20 protein-coding genes are annotated in these 21,905 nt (G+C 71.6%); 7 read left to right on the top strand and 13 right to left on the bottom strand.

Annotated elements, in window-relative coordinates:
• Nucleotides 1-4 precede the first annotated feature (4 nt).
• Complete coding sequence (locus KMS84_RS08840; RefSeq protein ID WP_256915540.1) at nucleotides 5-919, bottom strand: helix-turn-helix domain-containing protein; 915 nt, start codon at nucleotides 917-919, stop codon at nucleotides 5-7.
• Between the two features lie 217 nt (nucleotides 920-1,136).
• The gene (locus KMS84_RS08835; protein WP_190149123.1) at nucleotides 1,137-1,367 is read right to left on the bottom strand and encodes a DUF397 domain-containing protein; all 231 of its coding nucleotides are present in this window, start codon (nucleotides 1,365-1,367) and stop codon (nucleotides 1,137-1,139) included.
• A gap of 130 nt (nucleotides 1,368-1,497) precedes the next feature.
• On the opposite strand from KMS84_RS08835, the gene KMS84_RS08830 reads away from it, so the two are divergent.
• From KMS84_RS08830 to KMS84_RS08820, 3 genes are all read left to right on the top strand, one after another.
• Nucleotides 1,498-1,959 (top strand): ATP-binding protein, encoded by a 462-nt coding sequence (locus tag KMS84_RS08830; protein ID WP_256915539.1) that lies wholly within the window; start codon nucleotides 1,498-1,500, stop codon nucleotides 1,957-1,959.
• 26 nt (nucleotides 1,960-1,985) lie between these two features.
• Entirely contained in the window at nucleotides 1,986-2,474 is a 489-nt protein-coding gene (locus tag KMS84_RS08825) for a hypothetical protein (RefSeq protein WP_256915538.1), read from the top strand.
• A gap of 225 nt (nucleotides 2,475-2,699) precedes the next feature.
• Nucleotides 2,700-3,665, top strand: coding sequence for a pirin family protein (locus tag KMS84_RS08820; RefSeq protein ID WP_256915537.1), 966 nt, complete (start codon nucleotides 2,700-2,702; stop codon nucleotides 3,663-3,665).
• Nucleotides 3,666-3,718: 53 nt separating this feature from the next.
• On the opposite strand, the gene KMS84_RS08815 is transcribed toward KMS84_RS08820, so the two are convergent.
• Nucleotides 3,719-4,480, bottom strand: coding sequence for a methyltransferase domain-containing protein (locus KMS84_RS08815; RefSeq protein WP_256915536.1), 762 nt, complete (start codon nucleotides 4,478-4,480; stop codon nucleotides 3,719-3,721).
• Between the two features lie 193 nt (nucleotides 4,481-4,673).
• Here KMS84_RS08815 and KMS84_RS08810 point away from each other — a divergent pair, with 193 nt between their 5' ends.
• The gene (locus tag KMS84_RS08810; protein ID WP_256915535.1) at nucleotides 4,674-5,258 is read left to right on the top strand and encodes a TerD family protein; all 585 of its coding nucleotides are present in this window, start codon (nucleotides 4,674-4,676) and stop codon (nucleotides 5,256-5,258) included.
• Nucleotides 5,259-5,355: 97 nt separating this feature from the next.
• Here KMS84_RS08810 and KMS84_RS08805 read toward each other — a convergent pair whose 3' ends face one another.
• Nucleotides 5,356-7,335: an APC family permease gene (locus tag KMS84_RS08805; RefSeq protein ID WP_256915534.1), complete on the bottom strand. Its 1,980-nt coding sequence runs from the start codon at nucleotides 7,333-7,335 to the stop codon at nucleotides 5,356-5,358.
• 304 nt (nucleotides 7,336-7,639) lie between these two features.
• Here KMS84_RS08805 and KMS84_RS08800 point away from each other — a divergent pair, with 304 nt between their 5' ends.
• The gene (locus KMS84_RS08800; protein WP_256915533.1) at nucleotides 7,640-8,011 is read left to right on the top strand and encodes a hypothetical protein; all 372 of its coding nucleotides are present in this window, start codon (nucleotides 7,640-7,642) and stop codon (nucleotides 8,009-8,011) included.
• 86 nt (nucleotides 8,012-8,097) lie between these two features.
• Here KMS84_RS08800 and KMS84_RS08795 read toward each other — a convergent pair whose 3' ends face one another.
• The 3 genes from KMS84_RS08795 to KMS84_RS08785 form a co-directional block, all read right to left on the bottom strand.
• Nucleotides 8,098-8,550, bottom strand: coding sequence for a DUF5707 domain-containing protein (locus KMS84_RS08795; protein ID WP_256915532.1), 453 nt, complete (start codon nucleotides 8,548-8,550; stop codon nucleotides 8,098-8,100).
• A gap of 203 nt (nucleotides 8,551-8,753) precedes the next feature.
• Nucleotides 8,754-8,957 (bottom strand): cold-shock protein, encoded by a 204-nt coding sequence (locus KMS84_RS08790; RefSeq protein ID WP_014670069.1) that lies wholly within the window; start codon nucleotides 8,955-8,957, stop codon nucleotides 8,754-8,756.
• 250 nt (nucleotides 8,958-9,207) lie between these two features.
• The gene (locus KMS84_RS08785; protein WP_256915531.1) at nucleotides 9,208-9,759 is read right to left on the bottom strand and encodes a YciI family protein; all 552 of its coding nucleotides are present in this window, start codon (nucleotides 9,757-9,759) and stop codon (nucleotides 9,208-9,210) included.
• 316 nt (nucleotides 9,760-10,075) lie between these two features.
• On the opposite strand from KMS84_RS08785, the gene KMS84_RS08780 reads away from it, so the two are divergent.
• Together KMS84_RS08780 and KMS84_RS08775 are read left to right on the top strand one after the other, a co-directional pair.
• Nucleotides 10,076-11,476: a glycoside hydrolase family 43 protein gene (locus tag KMS84_RS08780; protein WP_256915530.1), complete on the top strand. Its 1,401-nt coding sequence runs from the start codon at nucleotides 10,076-10,078 to the stop codon at nucleotides 11,474-11,476.
• A 265-nt stretch (nucleotides 11,477-11,741) separates the two neighbouring features.
• The gene (locus KMS84_RS08775; RefSeq protein ID WP_256915529.1) at nucleotides 11,742-12,068 is read left to right on the top strand and encodes a plasmid stabilization protein; all 327 of its coding nucleotides are present in this window, start codon (nucleotides 11,742-11,744) and stop codon (nucleotides 12,066-12,068) included.
• 96 nt (nucleotides 12,069-12,164) lie between these two features.
• Here the strand turns inward: KMS84_RS08775 and KMS84_RS08770 are convergent, their stop codons facing one another.
• The 6 genes from KMS84_RS08770 to KMS84_RS08745 form a co-directional block, all read right to left on the bottom strand.
• A complete protein-coding gene (locus tag KMS84_RS08770) occupies nucleotides 12,165-14,219 on the bottom strand; it encodes an alpha-L-fucosidase (protein ID WP_256915528.1) in 2,055 nt (684 codons plus the stop codon).
• A gap of 461 nt (nucleotides 14,220-14,680) precedes the next feature.
• Nucleotides 14,681-16,183, bottom strand: a complete 1,503-nt coding sequence (locus KMS84_RS08765) for a serine/threonine-protein kinase (protein ID WP_256915527.1) — start codon at nucleotides 16,181-16,183, stop codon at nucleotides 14,681-14,683.
• Between the two features lie 272 nt (nucleotides 16,184-16,455).
• The gene (locus KMS84_RS08760) at nucleotides 16,456-17,289 is read right to left on the bottom strand and encodes a PIG-L family deacetylase (protein ID WP_256915526.1); all 834 of its coding nucleotides are present in this window, start codon (nucleotides 17,287-17,289) and stop codon (nucleotides 16,456-16,458) included.
• Between the two features lie 667 nt (nucleotides 17,290-17,956).
• Entirely contained in the window at nucleotides 17,957-18,181 is a 225-nt protein-coding gene (infA, locus tag KMS84_RS08755) for a translation initiation factor IF-1 (protein ID WP_256915525.1), read from the bottom strand.
• Complete coding sequence (locus KMS84_RS08750; protein ID WP_256915524.1) at nucleotides 18,178-18,972, bottom strand: GNAT family N-acetyltransferase; 795 nt, start codon at nucleotides 18,970-18,972, stop codon at nucleotides 18,178-18,180. Before KMS84_RS08750 ends, infA begins: the two co-directional genes overlap by 4 nt.
• A 402-nt stretch (nucleotides 18,973-19,374) precedes the next feature.
• Nucleotides 19,375-21,195 (bottom strand): glycoside hydrolase family 6 protein, encoded by a 1,821-nt coding sequence (locus KMS84_RS08745; protein ID WP_256915523.1) that lies wholly within the window; start codon nucleotides 21,193-21,195, stop codon nucleotides 19,375-19,377.
• Nucleotides 21,196-21,905 lie beyond the last annotated feature (710 nt).

The raw sequence follows: 21,905 nt of genomic DNA, 5'->3' as shown, positions 1-21,905 counted from the left end.
CCGGTCACGGGTAGCGCTCGTGCACGGCCTTCTCCAGCAGGGCCACGGACTCGCGCGGGTTGAGCGCCTCGTCGGCCAGCCGGTCGAGCGCGACCCGGTACTCCTCCGTCTCGTCCCGGTCCTCCAGGAAGGTGGCGCTGCGGATCTGCTCCAGGTAGACGACGTCGGGCAGATCGGCGCCGCCGAAGCGGAGGTAGGTGACCGGTATGGCCGGCGCCGAGGCGTGCGTGACGTCCAACGGCACCACCTGGACGGTGACATGGGGCAGCGCGGCCAGCTCCACGAGGTGGGTGAGCTGCTCGCGCATCACCTCACGGCTGCCCAGCACCCGCAGCAGCACCGACTCGTCGAGGATGGCCCAGACCTGCGGGGCGTCCGGTCGGCGCAGCAGTTCGGCGCGCCGGGTCCGCAGCTCCACCCGGCGCTCGACCTCGCGTGCCGTCGCCGTCGGGAGCCCGCGCTCCACGACGGCACGCGCGTACGCGGGAGTCTGCAACAGGCCGGGCACGTACTGGATCTCGAAGGTGCGGATCGCCGTGGCCGCCTCCTGAAGACCGACCAGCCGGTCGAACCACTCGGGCATCAGCCGTTTGTCGTAGCGCTGCCACCACCCCGGCTGGCCCGCCTGCCGCAGGAGCTGGATCAGGACGGAGGCCTCGTGCTCGCCCGTTCCGTACAGCGACAGCAGGGCGCGCACGTCGGTCTCGACGGGAGGCTTGCGCCCCTTGCCCGCCTCGATCCGCGACAGCTTGGCCGGGCTGAACCCGAGGGCGCGCGCGGCCTGGTCCTGCGAGTAGCCGGCGTCCTCGCGGATGCCGGCCAGCTGTACGCCGACCAGCATTTTCAGCAAGGTCGGAGCGGGCTCGGCCCGGTTCAGATACGGTTCGAGGCGGGACACGCGAGGTGACTCGACAGACATCCTGACTCCCCGTGGACCGGCAGACGACAGACCGCAGTATCGCATCCGAACCCCTCCGGCCGCACGCGGCAGGGGAATTGAGGTTCCGTCGAGCACCTACGCGCCCCGTCGGACACCCTCGCGCCCGGCCCTCCTCCTGCGCGCCCCCTCGGGGCGGCACGGGACCGCCGGACCGGCGGGGCGCCTGCCGGACCCTCGCGGCGGCTCCATCCGGAGCTCACACCAGATGGTCGAACTCCCCGCCCTTCGCACCGGCCACGAACGCGGCCACCTCGGCCGGCGTGTACACCAGCGCCGGGCCGTCGGGGTCACGGGAGTTGCGCAGGGCGACGCCCCCGCCCTCCAAGGCCGCGACCTCGACGCAGTTGCCCTCGGCGTTGCTGTGACTGCTCTTGAGCCAGCGGACGCCCAGCGAGCTCGCCCGCACTCCGTTCGGCACTGAAGGCATTGCACTCTCCTCGCTTCGTACGCGCAATTTCCCGTGAAATTGCACGAGGACCTCTTCAGCGTGGATAATAGCCATGCCGTCAACCGCACTTCCGGCCCACTGTCCTGACGTCGTCTCAGGGAGATGCCCCGTGCCCTCACCAGCGCAGCTCCGGAGCCACGAGTCCGTCTCCGTCCGCGACTCGCCCAGAACCGCCGCCCTGGAGCTCGTGGGCAGCCGTGAGGAGTTCGCCCGGGCACGGGACTTCACCCACCGCACCCTCGGCTGCTGGTCCCTGGACCACTGCCGCGACGACGCGGTCACCGTCGTCACGGAACTCGCCGCCAACGCGGTCCTGCACGGCCTGCCGCACGCCTCGGCGGACCGGCTCCGCGTACGGCTCAGGCTCACCCTGCGCCGCTCGCACCTGGTGTGCGCCGTCACCGATCCGAGCGACAGCCTGCCCGTCTACCCGTGCACCGGGGACGACCTCCTGGAGCACGGCCGCGGACTGCACATCGTCGAGGCCCTCTCCGAGCACTGGGGCTGGACCCGTCGCTGCCCGGTGGGCAAGACCGTCTGGGCCATGCTGCCGACCCGCCACCAGCCCTGATCCCCGACCTCCACCAGACACCGGACATGACTGCCACGAAGAGAACCGCACCGCTCGCGGACCTGGGACACGTGCCGTGGCCCGAGATCAAGGACTCCACCGGATCCGCCGCGGGCATCCCCGTCCTGCTCACCATCCTGGCCCGGGGCGACGCCGACAGCGCCGACTCGGCGTTCGGTCAACTCCGGCGGCGCATCTGCCAGTTCGGCTTCGTCGTGGACGAGGCAACGGCGGCGACGGTGCCCTTCCTCTGGGAACTCGTCCGCCTCCCCCAGGTCACCTGCCGCGCGAAGATCCTGCGTCTGCTGAAGAGCATCGCGGACGCCCGGCAGTGGGAGACCACGGCCGTCGCCTACCCCAAACTGCTGCACCACCCGGACAACTACGTGGCGTGGGAGCGCGCGGCCCGCCGCGCCGTCCGCGACCAGCGCGACGTCCTGCGCCAGCTTCTGGCAGAGCCGGACACCGAGATAAAGCGGGCGAGCACGGAACTCGCGGCCGCCCTGACCGACTGACCGGTCAGCGGACGGCCGCACGACGGACGGCCGCACGACGGGCGGCCGTGGACAGGGCGCTGCGTCACGGAGCTCCCCTTACTCGGACGCCGCACGAGCGGACACCGTCCCCGCCTTGGGCATCCCCGCGACCGGGCGTCCGCAGGAACCGACGGGCGGATCCCGCGGGTCCGCCGGGCGGCTCCCGCGTCCCGCGCACCCCCGCACGAGCGCTAGGTTGACCGCATGAGCAACCTTGACCGCTCGCCGGTGCCGAGTGTGTGCGGCGGCCGCGGATTCGTCGTCGCCGAACCCGTCCGCGAGCTGCTGAGCCCCCGCCGTCTGACGTTGGGCGGGTCGACCGAGGTGCGCCGGCTGCTGCCCAACCTCGGCCGCCGCATGATCGGCGCCTGGGCCTTCGTCGACCACTACGGGCCCGACGACATCGCCGACGAACCCGGCATGCAGGTCCCGCCGCACCCCCACATGGGCCTGCAGACCGTCAGCTGGCTGCACGAGGGCGAGGTGCTGCACCGCGACTCGACCGGCAGCCTACAGACCATCCGGCCTCGGGAACTCGGCCTGATGACCTCGGGCCGCGCCATCAGCCACTCCGAGGAGAGCCCACGGGCGCACGCCCGCCTCCTGCACGGCGCGCAGCTGTGGGTGGCGCTGCCGGACGCGCACCGGCACACCGACCCCCGCTTCGAGCACCACGCCGACCTGCCCACGGTCGAGGCGCCCGGCCTCACCGCGACGGTCCTGCTCGGCGACCTCGACGGCTCCACGTCACCCGGGACCGCGTACACCCCCATCGTCGGCGCCGACCTCGCCCTCGCCCGGGGCGCCGACGTCCGGCTGCCGCTGCTGCCCGACTTCGAGTACGGCGTCCTGTCGATGTCCGGCGAGGTGCACGTGGACGGGGTCCCCGTGCTCCCCGGTTCCCTGCTGTACCTCGGCTGCGGCCGCACCGAACTGCCCCTGCGGGCGGAGTCGGACGCGGGTCTGATGCTGCTCGGCGGCGAGCCGTTCGAGGAGGAGCTCGTCATGTGGTGGAACTTCGTCGGCCGCACCCAGGCCGAGATCGAACAGGCCCGCGAGGACTGGACGAAGGGGAACCGCTTCGGCGAGGTCACCGGCTACGACGGAAGTCCGCTGCGCGCCCCGGAACTCCCTTCGGTGCCGCTGAAGCCCCGGGGCAGGGTGCGCTGACCCACAGTGGGCCCGTCGCGGCCGGGCGGTCCCGGCCGCGACCCCGCTGTGGGTCAGGCCGCCTTCCGGAACACGAGGACCTCCGTGGAGGCGACGCCCATGGGCGCCAGGAAACCGGCCTCCAGGGTGCAGTCGAGGGTCGCGAAGAGGTCCACGCACATCGTGCGGGGCATGGCGGCCGGGTAGGAGCCGTGGCCCTCGCCGCCCCGTGTCGCCCACGCGCGCACCGCTTGCGGGTCGAGACAGTTCTCCGTCATCACGTCGAAGACGATGCGTCCGCCCGGGCGCGTGACACGTGCCATCTCGAAGAAGTAGCGGGAGGCGCAGAGGAAGGTCACGGTGTTGAAGACCTTGTGCGCCTGCACGAGGTCGATGCTGGCGTCGGGCGTCGGGGCCAGACTGCACCCCGCGGTGGGCCGGGCGACCACGCCGAACGTCTCCACCAGGTAGCCCGCCCAGGGCGCCGCCGTCTCGTAGATCTCGTAGCGTTCGGGGGCGCACTCCTTCAGCGTCTTCTCCAGGTAGCGCCCGGACCCCGGACCGATCTCGAGCACCGCGGCCGGGTGGTCGGCGTAGACCCCGAGCGCGCGCAGTTCGTCGATGGTCGACTGGGTGGCGCCGGGCGTGCCGTTCATGACCGCGTCGATGTGGTCGCCGACCGACATGCCGGACGACCGCGCGGCCCGCATCGTGGCCTCGAACGGGAGGAAGTCGTCGACGCCGCCCCGGTTGTCGCCGCTGCGCACGATGTCGAACCCGGCGCGCCCGAGGAGCCGCCGGGCCCCGGACTTCAATGCCTTGCCTGCTGCCTGCATCAGGCAACCCCCCAGATCGTCCTATTTCACATCAGCATAGGATCCCGGATCAGGACACGCAGGGATTCGGACAATTCACGGCGACGATCCGGCTTGCGCACAGCCCCCGGTCCCGGGGGCGGGGTGGGAACCAGGAAGGCCTCGGACACGCTCTGCGTGTTGTAGTCCCTTCACGTAAAAGGATGAGCCACACATGATCACCCTCACCAAGGAAGACGGCCCGGCCGACCTGGACGGAGTCACGCGCCTGACGATCGGGGTCTCTTGGGATCCCACCGCCGGCAGCAGCGGCGGGGTGCTGGGCAAGCTGCGCCGCAAGTCCGGCACCGACCTGGACCTGATCGCCGTGGCGATGCAGGGCGGCGATCCGGTGCGCCTCGCGGGTCTCGACTCGCTCGACCCGATGGGCAACGGCTCGCTCGTGCACAGCGGCGACAACCAGACCGGCCACGGCGACGGGGACGACGAGACGGTGACCGTCGAGTTCGCACGGATCCCGTCCCAGATCACGTCGATCGTGTTCGTCGCCGCCGCCTACAAGAAGGGCAGCTCCTTCCAGAAGGCGCGCAACATCAGCTTCAAGGTCTACGACGCGACCGGCGGCAGCTCCCAGCAGGTCGCCGACATATGGCCCAGCCTGCTGACCCAGGACAACGGCTGCGCCGTGGCCAAGGCGGTCCGGATCGGCGGCAGTTGGAAACTCGAGGTGGTCAACGTGACGGGCAAGATCAAGCAGGGGGACGAGCACGCCCTGATGCGTTTCGCCGTCAGCAAGTAGCGCCCGCCCGCGCCCCCGGTCCGGCCTCTCCGCCGGGGGCGGCACCGCGCGGTGCCGCCCGCCCCGTCGTCTGCCGGTCGCCGTCTGCCCGTCGCCGTCAGCCCGCGACGTGGATGCCCGGACGGCGGGCGGGGTCGGGCTGGTGCCGGCGGATGATCTCGCGGGTGACGGGGGCGGTGTCGCCGCGGCCGAGCAGGAAGTAGCGGAACATGTGGGTCAGGGGGCTGCCCTCGGCCCAGGCGAAGTAGCAGTGCGGCCGCACGCCGGTGGTCTCGTGCAGGGTGAGCAGGATCGCGGCGATGGCGTTCGGCGCGGCGGGGGCTTCGGCCCGCAGGATCCGGTGCCCGTCGACCTCGACGCCCCGGACGGAGAGGGTCTCGCTGAAGTCGGAGGGGTCCACGACGTCGATCTCCAGGAAGAGGACGTCGGCGAGGCCGGGCACCGGGTTGGTGTCACGCTGCTCGCGCTCCTTGTCCGCGTACTCGGCGGCGTCCCCGGCCTGGCGGCGGTTGGTGATGATGTTGATCGCGTTGTCGTGGGCCAGAGTGTCGGCCACGAACCGGCGGGCCGTCTCGTCGAACTCGATCGCGTCGGCGCGCAGTTCGGTGGTGCGGGAGATCCGCGAGATCAGCGAGACGATGACGATGCCGACGATGAACATCGCCGAGATGGTGATGCCGTCCGGCTTGTCGACCACGTTGGCCACCAGCGCGTAGAGGAGGACGGCGGTGAGCACGCCGAACACCCCGCACAGGGCGCGCTGACGGCGGCGCAGCGCGGAGACGGTGACGGCGAAGGCGCCGGAGACCATCATCGCGAGGATGCCCGTGGCGTAGGCGCCGGCCTGGGCGTCGACGTCGGCGTCGAAGGCGATCGTGATGATGACGCACAGGGCGGTGTAGACCAGCACGACGGGCCGCACCGCACGCCCCCATTCGGGGGCCATGCCGTATCCGGGGAGATAGCGCGGGACGATGTTGACCAGCCCGGCCATCGCGGAGGCTCCGGCGAACCAGAGGATCAGGATGGTGCTGATGTCGTAGGCGGTGCCGAAGGCCTCCCCGACGTGTTCGTGGGCCAGCCAGGCGAGCGCCCGGCCGTTGGCCGCGCCGCCCGCCTCGAACTCCTTGTGCGGGATGAGGACGGTGGTCACGAAGCTCGCGGCCAGCAGATAGACGCTCATCACGAGCGCGGCGGTCGTGAGCAGCCTGCGCGCGTTGCGGATGCGGGACTTCAGCCGCTGCTCGGCGCTCCGGCCCTCGGCGGAGATGAGCGGCATCATGCTCACCCCGGTCTCGAACCCGGACAGTCCCAGCACCAGCAGCGGGAAGGCCAGCACCGCGGGGCCGGCCAGACCGCCGAGTCCCCGGCCCTGGGTGAGCGCGTCGGTCCAGCCCGAGAGGGCGTGCGGGTCGGTGAACACGTCCACCAGGCCGACGCCGATGGTCACCGCGTTGAGCAGCAGGAAGACGGCGACCAGGGGGATGGCCACGCTCACGGCCTCGCTGAACCCGAGCAGGAACACCCCGCCGAGCAGGAGCAGGAGGGTCACGGTGATGACGACCTCGTGGCCCTGGAGGGCGTGCGGGGCGTAGGAGCTCTCCACGAGGTGCACGGAGGCGTCGGCCGCGGACAGGGTGATCGTGATGATCCACGAGGTCACCACGAACCCGAGCAGGACCAGGACGAACAGCTTGCCCCGCCAAAAGGGCAGCAGGTCCTCGAGCATCGCCACCGACCCTGCGCCGTGCGGGCTCTCGCCGGCCACCCTCCGGTACATCGGCAGCATCCCCAGCAGCGTCAGCAGGACGAGCAGGAGCGTCGCCAGCGGAGACACCGCGCCGGCCGCGAGGGCGGCGATGGCCGGTACGTAGGCCAGGCTGGAGAAGTAGTCGACGCCGGTCAGGCACATCACCTTCCACCAGGCGTGGGACTCGCCGGCGCCGGTCTCCGCCGCGGGGTCGACCGCCTGCACCCTGTGCCGCAGCAACCACTGCGCCAGAGCCCCGCCTTGGCGTCTCGGCGCGGCAGGATCCTCGGCCACGTCCACCGCGGCCAACTCGTTCACGTCGGTCATGTCCCCCAGCACCCTTCGCACCGCACGGCGTGCGGGGCCCCACGGCCCCGCGACGATCACCGAGTATGCGGCCTTCCCCCGGCGCCGCCCCACCGGGGGTGGGGATGGCGGCGGGGAGCCCGCACCCCCGCCCTTCTTCCCCGTCTCGCACGGGGTGTGCGCGGCGAATCGGCGACGCCGGGCGGCGTGGTGATGTGACGAGATGCGTTTGGGGGCGTTCGGGTGGTTCACCGCCGGGCCCGCAACTGCCGGCCGGCCTGAGCGCCTCCTGCACTGCGAGCGAACGCCGAACGCTGGAGGTTGTATGCGGGACTGGCAGTATTCACCGACCGCCGTGACGGTGCCCGGGCTGATCCTGGACCCCTACCGCTGCGGTGTCGACGCGCGGGAGGCCCTGGGCGGGACGGAGTCGGCGCAGGAGTGGGGGGACGAGGACTGGCGGGTGCCGCCGCAGGGGCGGGCCGCCGAGGAGGAGCCGCTGTGGCCTGCTCCCGACCCGAGCCGGCGGCTGCCGTCGGCGATGGCTCCCGCCGACCGGCGACGTCTGGAACTGCACGCGGCACTCATCCGGGCCGGAGTCGCGCCCGCCGCCGGGGACCTGCACGCGGTGGAGGCGTTGAGCGTCCTCGACGACACCGTCAACGACGCGGTCCGGCGCTGGATCGACACCCGCTGAGCACGGTCCGCCGTGGTGGGGACGCCGGCCGGCGTCCCCACCGCCCGCCCTCGTGGTCGCCCCGGCGAAGCGGCGTGCCGTTGCGGTCACTTGACGAGGAAGTCGGCCGCCCGGGCGTCGAGGGCGATGGTGCCGTTGCGTGCGGTGGCGAGGACGGCGACGTGCCAGACGCCGCGCGGTGCGGACTCGGCGTCGGAAGCGGTGGTCGGGACGGTGTAGGTGCAGGTCGCGGTGTGCTTCTTGAAGGGCTTGCAGACGGCCGGCTCCGCCGCGGCCATGTCCTTCGCGGTCGGCTCGTCCCGCCCGAGCGAGGAGTTCTGCGGCCAGGCCAGCACCTTCACGTCCTTGACGCCGGAGGACGCCGTGACGAAGGCGGTGAAGGTCAGCGAGCCGTCGCGGCCTCCCTCGGGGGCGGTGTAGCGGGCGGTGGCGTGGGTCAGCGCCGGAGGCTGCTCGCCGGCGTAGGCGAGGGCGTACGCGCCGGCGCCCACGAGGACGACGGCGCCGGCGGCGACGGAAAGGGCCATGCGTCGGGACATGAGATTCTCCGCAACTGTCACAACGGGATCCGGTCGGCGCGTGTGGTCCGCGCCGCTGCACCGATCCTCGCGTCGGGAGGGTCCGTCCGGCATGGGGCCGGGTACTCACCTCGGCTGAGTACGCCCGCCCGCTCGTCGTGCGACGCCGGGCACGGGAAGGCCCGGCGTCCCCGTGCGGGGCGCCGGGCCTGGTGAACCGGGCGTCAGGCGGGGCGGATGTTCTCCGCCTGCGGGCCCTTCTGGCCCTGGGTCACGTCGAACTCGACCTTCTGGCCTTCCTGCAACTCGCGGTACCCCTGGCTGGCGATGTTGGAGTAGTGGGCGAAGACGTCGGGGCCGCCGCCCTCCTGCTCGATGAACCCGAAGCCTTTCTCGCTGTTGAACCACTTCACAGTGCCTTTGGCCATGACCGTCTCCTTCGAGGGAAGACCGGCACGCACCCTGCGTGACCGGGAGGTGATCGCCCTGGTCCGGAGAGACGCTGAACAGCAAGAACACCCGTGACGGCAATCACGGGCGAACGGGACTTCGGAACCACGACTGCTGATCACAACGGTATAACGGCAGAGCGCTGCCGTCACCGGCGACGCGCCGCCGGCGGCGCCCGAACCTACGGAACGACGTCGCCCGGGCCCCGGCAGGCCCGGGCGTCCCTCCTCAGGTGGGCCGCCCGCCGAACTGCCAGTGGTGCACCTCCACCTCGGCGTACCGGTCCACGGTCAGGACGGCGCGCGCCGCCCGCGGGTCGGGGGCCCGCAGCAGCACCGCCGTGCCCAGCCAGGTGGCGCCGTCGTCGGAGAGCAGGGGCCCATGGGCGATCAGGTCGTCCCGGCCGGGCGGCGCCTCCAGGTCGACCGGCTCCCCCTCCCCCAGGCCGAGCACCAGATACCGGTTGCCGCCGGTCCGGCCGCCGGGGAAGTCCCACATGGTGCGCCCCAGCGTGTTGCGCCACCGTCGCAGCAGCACGTCCCGGTAGACGCCCGCCTGGTGGTTCGGCTCGTCGAAGGCGAAGGCGCGGGCCGCCGCGGGATCGGGCAGGTCGACGATGTGCACGCTGCCGGTGGGCGTGTCGCCGTCGTCGGCGAAGGTCGGCCCGCGGGCGATCAACTCGTTGGCGAAACCGTCCATATAGGCCCAGTGCGCTTCCAGCAGTTCGTCGCGTAGTCCCAGGGAGCCGGCCCGGTCGCGGTGGTGACAGAAGAACTCCATGCCCAAGGATCACGTCCGGCGGGCGCCGGGGTCGAGCGGGTTTCCCGCTGTCACCGCCAGAGAAGCGACGGGCGGCCGCCCGCGCGCCGCCCACACGGTGCGCCCCGGAACGGGATGGGGCGGGACGGGGCCGGGCGGGCGGGGCGAATGGCCGCTCCGTGTCCCGGGCCGCCGGCACAAAGTCCGGCGACGGACGACAGAACCATTGACCCACTCCTTCCTCACCCCTACCTTCTGACCGAACTGCCGAACCATGTCCGATATACCGGACGAGCACACGCTTTCCGCCCGTCCGCACGGCTCCCTTGGAGAGCAGATGAGCACAGGTCCCCGGCCCGACTCCCCGCCGTCCCGTCGACGGTTCCTCGGCATGGCCGCCGGTGTCCCCCTGGCCGCCGTGGCCGCCGACCTGTCCTTCGGGGCGGGCGCCGCCCACGCCGCGGACTCGGCGTACGCCATGGCGTACTTCACCGAGTCCACGACCATGCTGGAAGCCGACTACGGCCTGCACCTGGCCGTCAGCCGGGACGGCTTGCAGTGGACGCCGCTGAACCAGAACAAGCCGGTGGTCACCCCGACCGAGGGCGCCCTGGGCCTGCGGGACCCGTTCATCCTGCGCAAGCAGGACGGCACCTTCGTCGTGCTCGCCACCGACCTCAAGGGCACCGACTGGAACTACGTCAGCCAGTACGTCCACGTCTGGAACTCCACCGACCTGCGCACCTTCACCGGCTACCACCGGCTGAAACTGCACGACATGAACACCCACAGCTGGGCGCCGGAGGCGTTCTGGGACGCGGGCCGCGGCCAGTACGCGCTCATCTATTCCGCCGTCAACAGCAGCGGTCACAACGTCATCATGGTCAACTACACGACCGACTTCGTCACCGCCTCGGCCCCTCAGGTCTTCTTCGACCCCGGCTACGACGTGATCGACGGCGACATGGCCGTCGGGGTGAACGGCGTCAACTACCTGTACTTCAAGAAGAACGGGACGCTCGTCGGCGCCCGCTCCACGTCGCTGAACCCGGGGAGCTTCACGCCGTTCAGCACCGCCGTCTCGCACGGCGGCACCGAGGCTCCGACCCTGGTCAGGTCCCTCACCTCGGGATCCTGGTACCTGTGGGGCGACACGTACACGCCCAACGGCGTCTTCTACGCCTGGCAGAGCGGCGACCTCGCGGCGGGCTCCTGGACCGCCCTCGACCAGCGCCTCTACACCCAGCCGCTCAACTCCAAGCACTGCGGCATCCAGCCGATCTCCTCGACCGTGTACGACAACATGGTCGCCAAGTGGGGCGCCCCGGCGTGGAACAGGATCAAGTCGTACAACTTCCCGGGACGTTACGTCCGGCACGCGGACTACGTCGGCCGCATCGACGCCTATCCCTTCGACCCGTTCACCGACTCCCAGTGGAAGCTCGTCCCCGGCCTGGCCGACGGGTCCGGGGTGTCCTTCCAGTCCCTGACCCAACCGACCCGCTATCTGCGGCACTACAGCTACCAGCTCAGGCTGGACGTCAACGACGGGACCGGGACGTTCGCCCAGGACGCCACCTTCCACCAGGAGGCCGGCCTCGCCGACTCCACGTGGGCGTCGTTCCGCTCGCACAACTTCCCCACCCGCTACATCCGGCACGCGGACTACGTCCTGCGCATCGACCCGATCGCCACGGCCACCGACCGCGCGGACGCCACCTTCGCCGTCGTGTACTGACAACGCCCGACGGGTCACGTCTCGGCTGGTCAGCGCCCCCTTTGCCGATCTCCCTCCCGGGGCCCGGGCCGGACGCGCGCACGGCGGCGCCTGGCTCCTTCATCCGTTCGGTGGCTGCCTGCTCGCACACCCCGCGGGCCCCTGCGTGAGATGGGGTGAGCGCGTTCCCGGCCCGGGCGCCGGGCGCCGGACGGCGGGGACGCGAACGTCAGCCGGGACGCGGGTGCGGCCGACCACGGCCGCACCCGCCCGAAAGGAGACCGTCATGCCCCAGGGTTCCAGCGCGAAGCGCGAGCGCCAGTACGAGCACATCAAGGAGGGCGCCGAGAAGCGCGGCGCCTCGAAGGGCCGGGCCAAGGAGATCGCGGCGCGCACCGTCAACAAGGAACGGGCCCGCTCCGGGGAGTCGAGGACGGCGAGCAGGACGTCGGTCCAGGACCCCAAGTCCGCGTCGCGACGCGGCGGTGAGCGCTCGCACCGGGGCGCGCAGGGGCCGACGAGGGACCAGTTGTACGCGGAGGCGCGCAAGCGCGGCATCAGCGGTCGTTCCTCGATGAACAAACAGGAGCTGACGCACGCCCTCGGTCGCTGACCGGCCCGGGCGTCCGCCGTGGCATGGCGGGCGCCCACCGACTCGTGCGCGCCCGCAGGCCGCGGCTTCGGCCGTGCGGCCGCGGGGCGGCGCGGGTCAGGCCACCGGACGGAACGTCCACAGCAGGTTGGTGCTCTGCTGCCACGTCCACTGCTTGGCGACCGTCCCCTCCGCGACCATGCCGCCGCCGTCGAGGACGAGACCCGTGCTGCGGTTGGCGATGGAGTACCGGCCCTGACCTCGGTCGGTGATCAGCCACTGCTGGGTGTCGCCGCCGTCCCAGGCCTTCTGCCGGGCCGGGTCTCCGTCGGCGGTGGCGCCCCAGCCGTCGGCGACCATGCCGTTGGTGCGGTTGACGAGCCGGTAGTAGCCGTTGCCGAGCTCGATCGCCCGCCACTGGAGGTTGGTGTGTTCCACCGCCTCCCACTGCTTCAGGGGGGAGCCGCCCGCGACCTTGCCGCCGCTGTCCAGCACCAGGTGGTTCGTGACGTTGGCCAGGCGGAAGTACCTGTCGGGGCCGAACGTCACCCTCAGCGACACGATGGCGTCGTTGGTGCCGGTCGCCCGCAGGTCGGGGGTGTCCGCGGCGAACGTCCAGGCGGTGCCGGTGAAGTCGTCGCCGGAGTAGCCCGTCACCCGGTAGCCGTCGGGCAGCAGGAGGGAGGAGATCATGGCGGGCCCGAGACCGGCGGCGGACAGCTGGGACGCCCGGTAGTCGCCCAGCGGCAGCACGGCGCGGGCGCCCCCGTAGCCGACGTCCCCGAACACCGTGGCCGCGACCCGCACGGGCATCCCCTCGACCTCGACGCACACCACGGAGTCGGCGGCGTCGGGCGCCGCGGCCGGCACGGTGACGACGATCTGGTCGGTGACCGTGTACGGCAGGGACACCGACGGGTCGTTCATCAGATGGACGCGGCTGATCGCATTGTCGATCGCCGGGATCCGCAGCCGGCCGTCCGCAGGCCAGGTGAAGACGTGGGCGAAGAGCTTGCCGTCCTTCTTGGTGATCTTCCCCCACGAGGGTTCGGCGGCGAACGGGCTGCCGCTGGTCCCGTGCACGCTGTCGCCGTGCGTCGACATCCACGCGGCCAGGCCGTCGAGGACGGTCCGGGTTCCCGGGGTGACCGAACCGTCGCCCCTGGGGCCGATGTTCAGCAGGAGGTTGCCGTCCCGGGAGACCACCGTGACGAGTTCCTGGACGACGTCCTTCACCGGCCGGTAGGAGTTCTCACGGGACGCGTCGTAGCCCCAGGCGCCGTTCATGGTGGAGCACCGCTCCCAGGGGCGGCCCATCGGCTCCGCGGGTATCCCGAACTCCGCGACCGCGTAGTCCCCGAGGCCGTGGTCCCGCTTGACCCGCTCGTTGACGACGAGGCCGGGCTTGCGGGCGATCAGCCAGTCGTAGAGGCCGACGCCGTCCGACGACAGCCACCAGTCCTCCAGTGTGGGGTCGGCCGGCTCGCCGAACCAGTCGCCGTCGAACCACAGCAGGGCCGGGTCGTACCGGTCCAGGAGCTCCTGGAGCTGCGCCTTCATGTCCGCGATGTAGGCGGTGCGGGCGGCCTGCGAGGCCATCGTGGTGAGACCGCCCTGGTGACGGTCGGTCTGGGAGGGGTGGTTCCAGTCGAGTATCGAGTAGTACAGGCAGAACCGGATCCCCCGGCTCTCGCACGCCGACTTGAGGTCCATGAGCGGGTCGCCCCGGAAGCCGTTGTAGTCGTGCAGGTTGTACTGCTCGGCGCCCGTGGTGTCGGTGAAGCCGGGGACGTCGGAGTTCCACATCGCGAAGCCCTCGTGATGCTTGGCGGTGATCACCAGGTACTTCATTCCGGCGTGCTCGGCCAGTTCGGCGATGGCGTCGGCGTCGAACCGGGCCGGGGCGAAGTCCTTGGTGACCCGGACCTGGTAGTCGGCCTTGCTCCACCGCTGACTGTCGAACGCCCACTCGCCCCGGCCGAGCTGCGAGTAGGACCCGAAGTGGATGAACATCCCGAACCTGGCCCGGTACCACCAGTCCATCTTCGAGGGGACGCTGTAGGCCTCGGCCGTGGAGGGCCACAGGGCCTGCGGCAGCCCGAGGGCGACGCCCCCTCCGGCAAGGGCGGCGGCTTTCATCACCGAGCGTCTGCTGAGAGCGTCGGAGGACATGGTGCGGCTCCATCTGTCGGAGGTGGGGGATGACAGAACGCCAGGACCGGAACGCCGGCCCAGCGGCCCGCACTCCGCGTCTCCTCACGTGAACGCGAGAAGACATCGGATGGATTTATAGGAGATCGACGACCGCCGCGTCTATAGCCGAGACGAGATTGCCCCTCTCCCCGCAAGGCACCACACGGTCCCGGCATGGCCCTGGACTGGCAGGAAATCGGCGATTCTCGAGAGGAGGGCGAGTCGGAGAGATCAGCACACCGACGGCGAAACCCGCTAGACATAGGATGTATCGAGTGCGCCGGAGCACTGGATCTTCCTACCGGGTCCCTTGCCAGTCAGTGACCGGATCGCCTGACGCATCCGGTCAGGGGGACGGAGCGCCGGCGCCGGGCACCGGCCGACGCCGGACCGGATCGTCCCGCGCCGGACCGGATCGTCCCGCGCCGGTCCGGACGCGGTCAGTCGGTCGTGCCCGGAGTCCGCTGCTTCTTCCCCGCGGGCTTCGGCGCCGCCTTCGCCTCCCGTTCCTTTCCGGGCTTCGCCGCCTTGCCGGACCGTGGGCCGGGCGCCGCCGCCGTCCGCCCGGCCTGGGCGCGGTCGGCGGGCCCGCCGGTCGGGCCTGCCGGGTCCGGACGCGCGCCGGCGAATGCGGCTGAGCTGCCGCGCGCCGAAGCGGCTTCCCGCGAGGGCTGGTGGGAGGCGCCCCCGGCCGAGGCCGGCGGCCTCCCCGGTGTCGGGGAGGCGCTGTCGCCGCCGGAGGAGCCCGACTGCGGATCGCCGTGCCCGGCAGGACGGCCGGCCGCCCGTGCCGTGATCCCGTGGCCGCCCTGTTCCGAGAAGCCGTCGGTGACCGCCAGGGCGGCGGCCATGACCGTGGCCAGGGCGACGGTTCCGCCCGCCAGCACCCGGCGCCGTGCGCCGACGGTCGCCGGGGCGGGGCGCTCCGTGGCCGGCGTCCCGCCCCGGTGCGTCGCCTCGTCGCCCCGCACGGATTTCCGGCTCGGCGCCGGGGCCGACAGGAGAGCCGGGGCACCGGCCGACGGCGTCCTCCCGGGCCCCGCCGCCCTGGCCGCAGGCGTCCTCGCTCTCATCGCCGTCGTCGCCGCGGTGGGTCCGGCGGGCTCGGGGCGCGGCGAATCCGCGAAGGCCGCCAGGGTGCGGGCGCAGTCGAGCGCCGTGGGACGTGTGAGCTCGTCCAGGGCGGTCATGTCCCGCAGCAGGGCGGCGAGTTCGCCGGGAAGGCCGCCGGGCAGCACCGGGGCCCGGTGGAGCCGCGCTATCGCCGCCTCGAGAGGGCCGCCGTCGTACTCGAGCCGGCCCGTGAGACATTCGAGGAGCACGAGTCCGAGGGCGTAGACGTCGGCGGGGCGGCCGACGGGATGGCCCAGCACCTGCTCCGGGGAGAGGTACGCGGCGGTGCCGACCAGGACGCCCGTGGCGGTGCGGGTGGTGGCGTCGACCATGCGGGAGATGCCGAAGTCGGTCAGATGGGGGCGGCCGGCGGCGTCGAGGAGGATGTTGGACGGTTTGACGTCGCGGTGCACGATCCCCGCCTCGTGGGCGTGGGCCAGGGCCCGGGCGAGGTCGGCGCCCAGGGCCGCGGTGTCCCGGCAGGGCAGGGCGCCCTCGGCGATGCGGGCCTTGAGCGTGCTGCCGTCGATCAGTTGCATGACCAGGTAGGCGCGGCCGTCGTGCCGTCCGGCGTCGTAGGCGGTGACCAGCCCGGGATGCTGGAGCCGGGCGAGGATCACGGCCTCGCTCTCGAAGCCCTTGTCCGATTCGCCCCCCGCGCCGGAGCGGAAGACCTTCACCGCCACCGCCCGCCGCAGCCGCAGGTCGTAACCGCGATGGACGTCCGCCGCGCCGCCCGATCCGATGCGGGCGTCCAGGCGGTAGCGGCCGGACAGCACCTCGGCCGTACACCGGGAGGCCAGCGCCAGCGCCGACTCGCGGAGCCTCATTCCATCTCCTCATGCTTCGGAACACCATGTGCGGCGGGACCCCGGTCACCGAGGCACGCCGCACGCAAGTACCCACCAGGGCCCGGTCTACCCCCCCGGACCGTCTCGGTGGGCCGGCACCCGTGACGAGCGGACGCCGGGAGGGTCGTCAGCGGCACCGCGTGCGTCCGGACCGGAGCACGCGGGCGCGCGGGGGGGCGGCAGGACGGACGCAGGCGCCCGAGGGAGCTCAGGACCGTGAGCTCCCTCGGGCGCCCGGGGGGGGCGGCGGATCAACGCAGCCCGGCGAAGAGGTCGTTCTCGGGGACGGGCGCGCCGGTGGCGTCCTGGACCCGGACGAACGTCTCGACGCCCATCAGCTCGGTGAACTTCTCCTGGCCCATCTTGAGGAAGAAGATGTTCTCGCCCTGGCTGGCGTGCGCGGCCAGCGCGTCGAACTTCTGGCCGCCGAAGGCGGACGTGTCCACCCAGGTGGTGATCTCGTCGTCGGGGAGCCCGATCTCCGCCAGCGCGGCGGCCTCGGCGGGATCCGGCTCCGGCGTCTCCCCGCCGAACTCGCGCATGACCTCGCCGAACCGCTGCATCATCGAGCGGGGGGCCGTGGTCCAGTACACCTTCGGCGTCAGGTCCGTCATCTCCAGCGCCGCCATGGTGATGCGGTTGGCCTGGATGTGGTCGGGATGACCGTAGAAGCCGTTCTCGTCGTACGTGACGACCACGTCGGGCCGGTAACGCCTCAGGAGCTCGGCCAGGCGGGCGGCGCCCTCCTCGACGGGGGTCCGCCAGAAGGATCCGGGGGCGTCGTTGGTCGGCCAGCCCATCATCCCGGAGTCGGCGTAGTCCAGCATCTCCAGGTGGTCGATCTTCAGGACGTCGCAGCTCGCGGCGAGTTCCTCTCGTCGCATCCGGGCGACGGCCGCCGGATCGTGTCCCGGATCGCCCGGCTTGACGCCCCCGGGCCCGTCGCCGCATCCGCCGTCGGTACACGTCACGAGCACCGTGCGCACGCCTTCCGCCGCGTACCGCGCGAGCACGCCTCCGGTTCCCGTGGCCTCGTCGTCGGGGTGGGCGTGCACCGCCATGAGCGTCAAGGGCGAGTCGTTCATGAGTCAGTCCTCCTGTGGGAAAAGGGCATGGTCCGAGTCCGCGGCGGGGTGAAGGGGTCGCCCCTCACTACCAGACGCCGGACGACGGGGCGTTACCGGACCGGCCCCGGAGCACGTCGGGACGTGCTGTCGATCACCATGCCCGCCGTCCGCGCCGCCGGTCTCTCCAGCGGCAACAACGCCCTGCGGACCGACTGTTCCCGTCCGGCGAGGTAAGTCGCATCGCCGCCGGGCGGCGTTGCGCACGACGTGGCTCGATCGCCGCTCGATCACCGGACGCACCGCGGGGGCAGCGTGGTCCCTGCCCCGGGCGCGCCGCCCCGGGCCGGTGGTCGGCGGCTCCTTCCTCTCACCCGTCGGCGGAACGCAGCTGGAAGTCGACGACGACGCAACCGGCCTGTCCGTCATCGGTGCGGCCGATCCAGACAGGGTAGGCCCCGTCGTGTCGCAGTCTGCCACTGAGGCCGCGGACAGCCTGGGCCGCCCCGGTCACGGCCGGTGCGGCCCGGGCTGCGGGCGGTCTTGTGACGGTTTCCGGGTGGAGAGCACCGCCCTCTCCCCGCCGCCTCACCGCCTGGTCCGCGACGCCGCCAGGGTCTTTCGTCCGGATCAGGCCGGCCGCAAGGGGCTGCGTTTGTCGGCCGGGTCGGGACTTTTTAAACACGCCCTAGTTCCGGTAGCGGAAGACGATGCGGCCGCGCGTCAGGTCGTACGGCGGGAGTTCCACCAGCACCCTGTCCTCCAGCATGATCTTGATGTAGTTCTTGCGGATCTTCCCGCTGATGTGCGCGAGCACCTGGTGGCCGTTCTCGAGCCGCACCGTGAACATGGCGCTGCGCAGACACTCGACGACCCTGCCCTCGACCTCGATGACGTTCCTGTTCTTCGTCATCGCCGCACCAGCTCGAGGTTGCTGCCCGCCGGCCGGGCGCCGATGCCCTCGAACAGCGCGCAGGCCGCTCGGTTGGACTCCTGGACCTCGGCCCAGGCCGCGGCGGCCCCGGAGAGGTGCAGCGTCCCCAGCGCGTGGGCGAGCAGCGCCCGGCCGATGCCGCGTCGCTGCTCACCGGAGCGGACCGCGACCAGCCCGATGCGCGGCCTGATCACCCTCACCACCCGGATCAGGCCCAGATAGCCGTCCGGCGCCGCGGCGACCGCGTACTTCGACGGGTCGACGATGGTCTCCCCCGCGGGACGGGGGACGACCTCCGCCGGCATCGACTGCCAGCCGACGGTCGCCTCGACCTCGTCACGGATCGCGCGGTCCACCGCACGCAGCAGACGCTCGTCCGTCTCCCCGGCGGGCACGATCGTGACGCCCGGGGGCGGCACGGCCCCTTCGAGCCCCGTGACCCGTGGGTCGGTCGGCACGACGTACTCCCGCTCACGGCGCCGGGTCGAGAATCCGGCCCGTCGCCAGCCCGCCGTCAGCTCGGCGTCGGCCTCGTCGACGATCGTGTACAGCGGCGTCGGCAGGTCGGCCAGCATCGCCTCGGCGAGCCGGTCGAAGACGGCCTCGTGCCAGGCGTCGACGGTGACGAACAGGCGTCCGTCGGGCCGGTGTTCGGCATGCCCGCGGCCGACGACCAGGTCGTCGTCGAGCGCGTGCCAGTGCCGTTCCGCGACGCGCGTGATCGTCACCGCGTCGTCGCTCAGGTTGGAGGTGAAGGAGGGTGTGTTCATCGGAGTCCCTTTCCAGGAGTGCCTCGATCTCAGGCGCTCCTGGCGACACCGAACGTCAGCCGCCGGACCGTGACGGGTTGAGGGAGCACCCACGGGTAACTGCGTTCACGGGGCTCACCTCCCAACGACGATTTCACGGTCCGCCGCGAAAGTATCAGGGGGACTTGACCGCGCTCAAACCCTTTTCCAGCGCCGCCTCCAGGAGTCCCCCCGGCATCCCCGGCCGTCCCCGGCGGAGCCGCGCCCACGGTCCCCCGCGCCCGCGTTCCCCCCGCGTCCGCGGCGCCCGGACGGGTCTGGTTCCGTCGGGTCGGGTCCTCCGCGAGGGCCCGACCCGACGGACGTTCACCGCGTCACCGCGTCACCACGTCACCGTGTAACGGGGGTCACCGGGTAGCGGGTTCACGGCAGCGGCGGGTAGGCGTTCTGCATGAGCTGCCGGAACTGCGCGGAGAACCAGTGCCCGGCGAGCGGCGAGTCGGGCAGGGCGCCCGTGGGGTTGTTGCCGTTGCGGGCGTTGCCGCCGTAGGTGGGGTCGCACATGCGGTCGAAGCCCTTGCCCTCGTCGTTGGGGACGGCGGCGCTGTTGCCGTCCGACTCCCCCGGCGGCTTCACCCACACGTAGGCGTCGATGCCGGCGGCCGGGGCGGCCGTGGGCCGCTGACCGAGTCCGGCGCCGCTCTGGTTGCACCAGTTGCCGGCGTGGAGGCGCCGGTCGGTCCGGCCACCGTTGACGTAGGCGTCGACCGAGGTCGTCGGGCCGGGGCCGGCGGGCCGGGCCGAACCGCCCCAGCCGTTGCGGGAGGTGTCGATCAGCATGCCGAGGCCGGAGTCGAAACCGGCGGCGACGAGCTTGTCGCGCAGCCCCTGCGCGAACGACTGCTCGTCCACGTACTGGTTCCAGTCGATCCACTTCGACTGGCGGACGGTCTGACCGCCCACCGTGTCGGTGATCTTGAGGTTGGGCTCCTTGACCGGGCTGTAGTTGGCGGTGTTGACGATGAACCCGGCCACGTCGTGCACGCTCGCGCCGTTGCTGGTGGCCACCTTGGCGAACTCCTGCACCGACGGGGCGAGGTTGGTGTCCCAGCCGAGCCAGCCGTGGTGTCCGGCGTCGATGTAGTTGTAGACGTTCGCGACGGCGCCGAGTTTGTCGAGGGCGTAGGAGACGCCCTTCTCGTAGTTGCCGTTGGTCTTCATGGTCACGCACGCGTCGGTGGTGGTGTTGGTGCCGCCGGCGTTGGTGACCAGGTTGGGCAGCGAGTCGGGCTCGATGACGGTGGCGATCCGCAGGCCGGCGTACTTCGGGTCGGACAGGATCGAGGCGATCGGGTCGATGTACTGGCTCTTGTACTTGTCCAGGTCGTTCGGTCGGAGTTCGCCGGCGGAGGCCAGGGCGGCGCAGTCCCGGCCCGGCAGGTCGTAGACGACCAGCTGGACGACGAGCTCGCCGGAGCCCTTCTGCTTCAGCGCCTCGTCCAGGTGGGCGCGCAGGCCCATGCCGCCGTTCACGCCGTTGATGGCGGCGATGCGGTCGAGCCAGACGGCGGTGGACTGGTCGGCGATGCGGCTGCCGCCCGGTTCTGCGGCGGCCTTGGCCGACCACTCGGGGTTCACGTACCCCTTGGCGCCGACGAAGGGGTTGGCGACGCGACCGTCCGTGCCACCGCCGTCGTCGCCTCCGGTGCCGCCACCCGTACCACCGCCGGTGTCGCCCCCGGTGCCCCCGCCCGTACCACCGCCGGTGTCCCCTCCGGTACCCCCGCCCGTGCCTCCGCCGGTGCCGCCGCCCGATCCGCTTCCGTCGTCGACGTTGCAGGTCACGCCGTCGAGGCTGAAGGCGGCCGGGACGGCGTTGGTCCCGCTGTAGGCGGCCTGGAAACCGAAGCTGACGGAACCGCCGGTGCCCAATGTGCCGTTGTAGCTCTCGTTGGCCGCGGTCACGGCGGTCCCGCTCTGGCCGACCTTCGCGTTCCAGCCGTTGGTGATCCGCTGGTTGCCGGCGTACGACCATGCCACCGACCAACCCGACTTGGCGGCACCGTTGTTGGTGACCGTCACGGCGGCGGTGAAGCCGGTGTCCCACTGGTTCTGCACCTTGTAGTCCACCGTGCAGGGCGCGGAAGCGGCGGCGGCCCCGGCCGGCGCCGTGAGGAGCGCGGCTCCTGAGGCTCCGGTCAACAGCGCCAGCGCGGCGAGCAACGAGATGTTGGTGCGACTCATGAGAATGGGTTCCTTCTGCTCTGGGGATCTCTCCACTGGTCGAGCACACGTGGTCGACCACACGTCGTTCAGCACACGTCGTTCAGCACACGTCGGTGCGCACACGTCATCGATCACACAGGGGTGTTCGCGCAGCTCGGCGCCCACGAGGCCGGTGCGGCCTCGTGGCCCGGGGTCAGGGACGGCTCGACGGAGCGTCCCGGCGGGACGGGTCGCCGGCCGTGAACGCGGTGCCGGGCCTGGCCCGTGCGGCCACGTCCACACCTGCGGCGAGCGGGTGAGGTGAGGGTGGGGGGTGTCGCATGAGCGACTCCTCGCAGTTTCGCGCGCCGTCACCGGCGCGTCACTGAATGGAACCGCTCCCACTGGTGCGAAGGAAGTTAGCGCCAAGTGCCCCGGTTGCCCAGAGGGAACGCTCAACTTCCTTTGAACTAAACGCTTCTGTGCTTTCGACTCTTCAAGCTGCTTGACCGCCGCCACCCGCGTCCCCATTATGGGAGCGCTCCCACTGGCCAAGACTTGTCCTTCCCTGAGCCGTATGCCGCTAGGAGGAACCAGTTCATGGATCCCGGACGCAAACGCAGAACCGTTCGGCGGGTGTGGACCGCCGCGGCCGCCGCACTGGCCCTGCCCCTCGCCATGCTGAGTACCGGTACGACTCCCGCGCAGGCGGCGGGTGTTCAGTGCAATGTGGACTACAAGACCAATGA

It is taken from the genome of Streptomyces hilarionis, assembly GCF_024539675.1.
GTDB classification, from domain to species: domain Bacteria; phylum Actinomycetota; class Actinomycetes; order Streptomycetales; family Streptomycetaceae; genus Streptomyces; species Streptomyces hilarionis.
The sequence above is the reverse complement of the archived record's forward strand: the minus strand, read 5'-3'. Positions and strand labels throughout refer to the sequence as shown.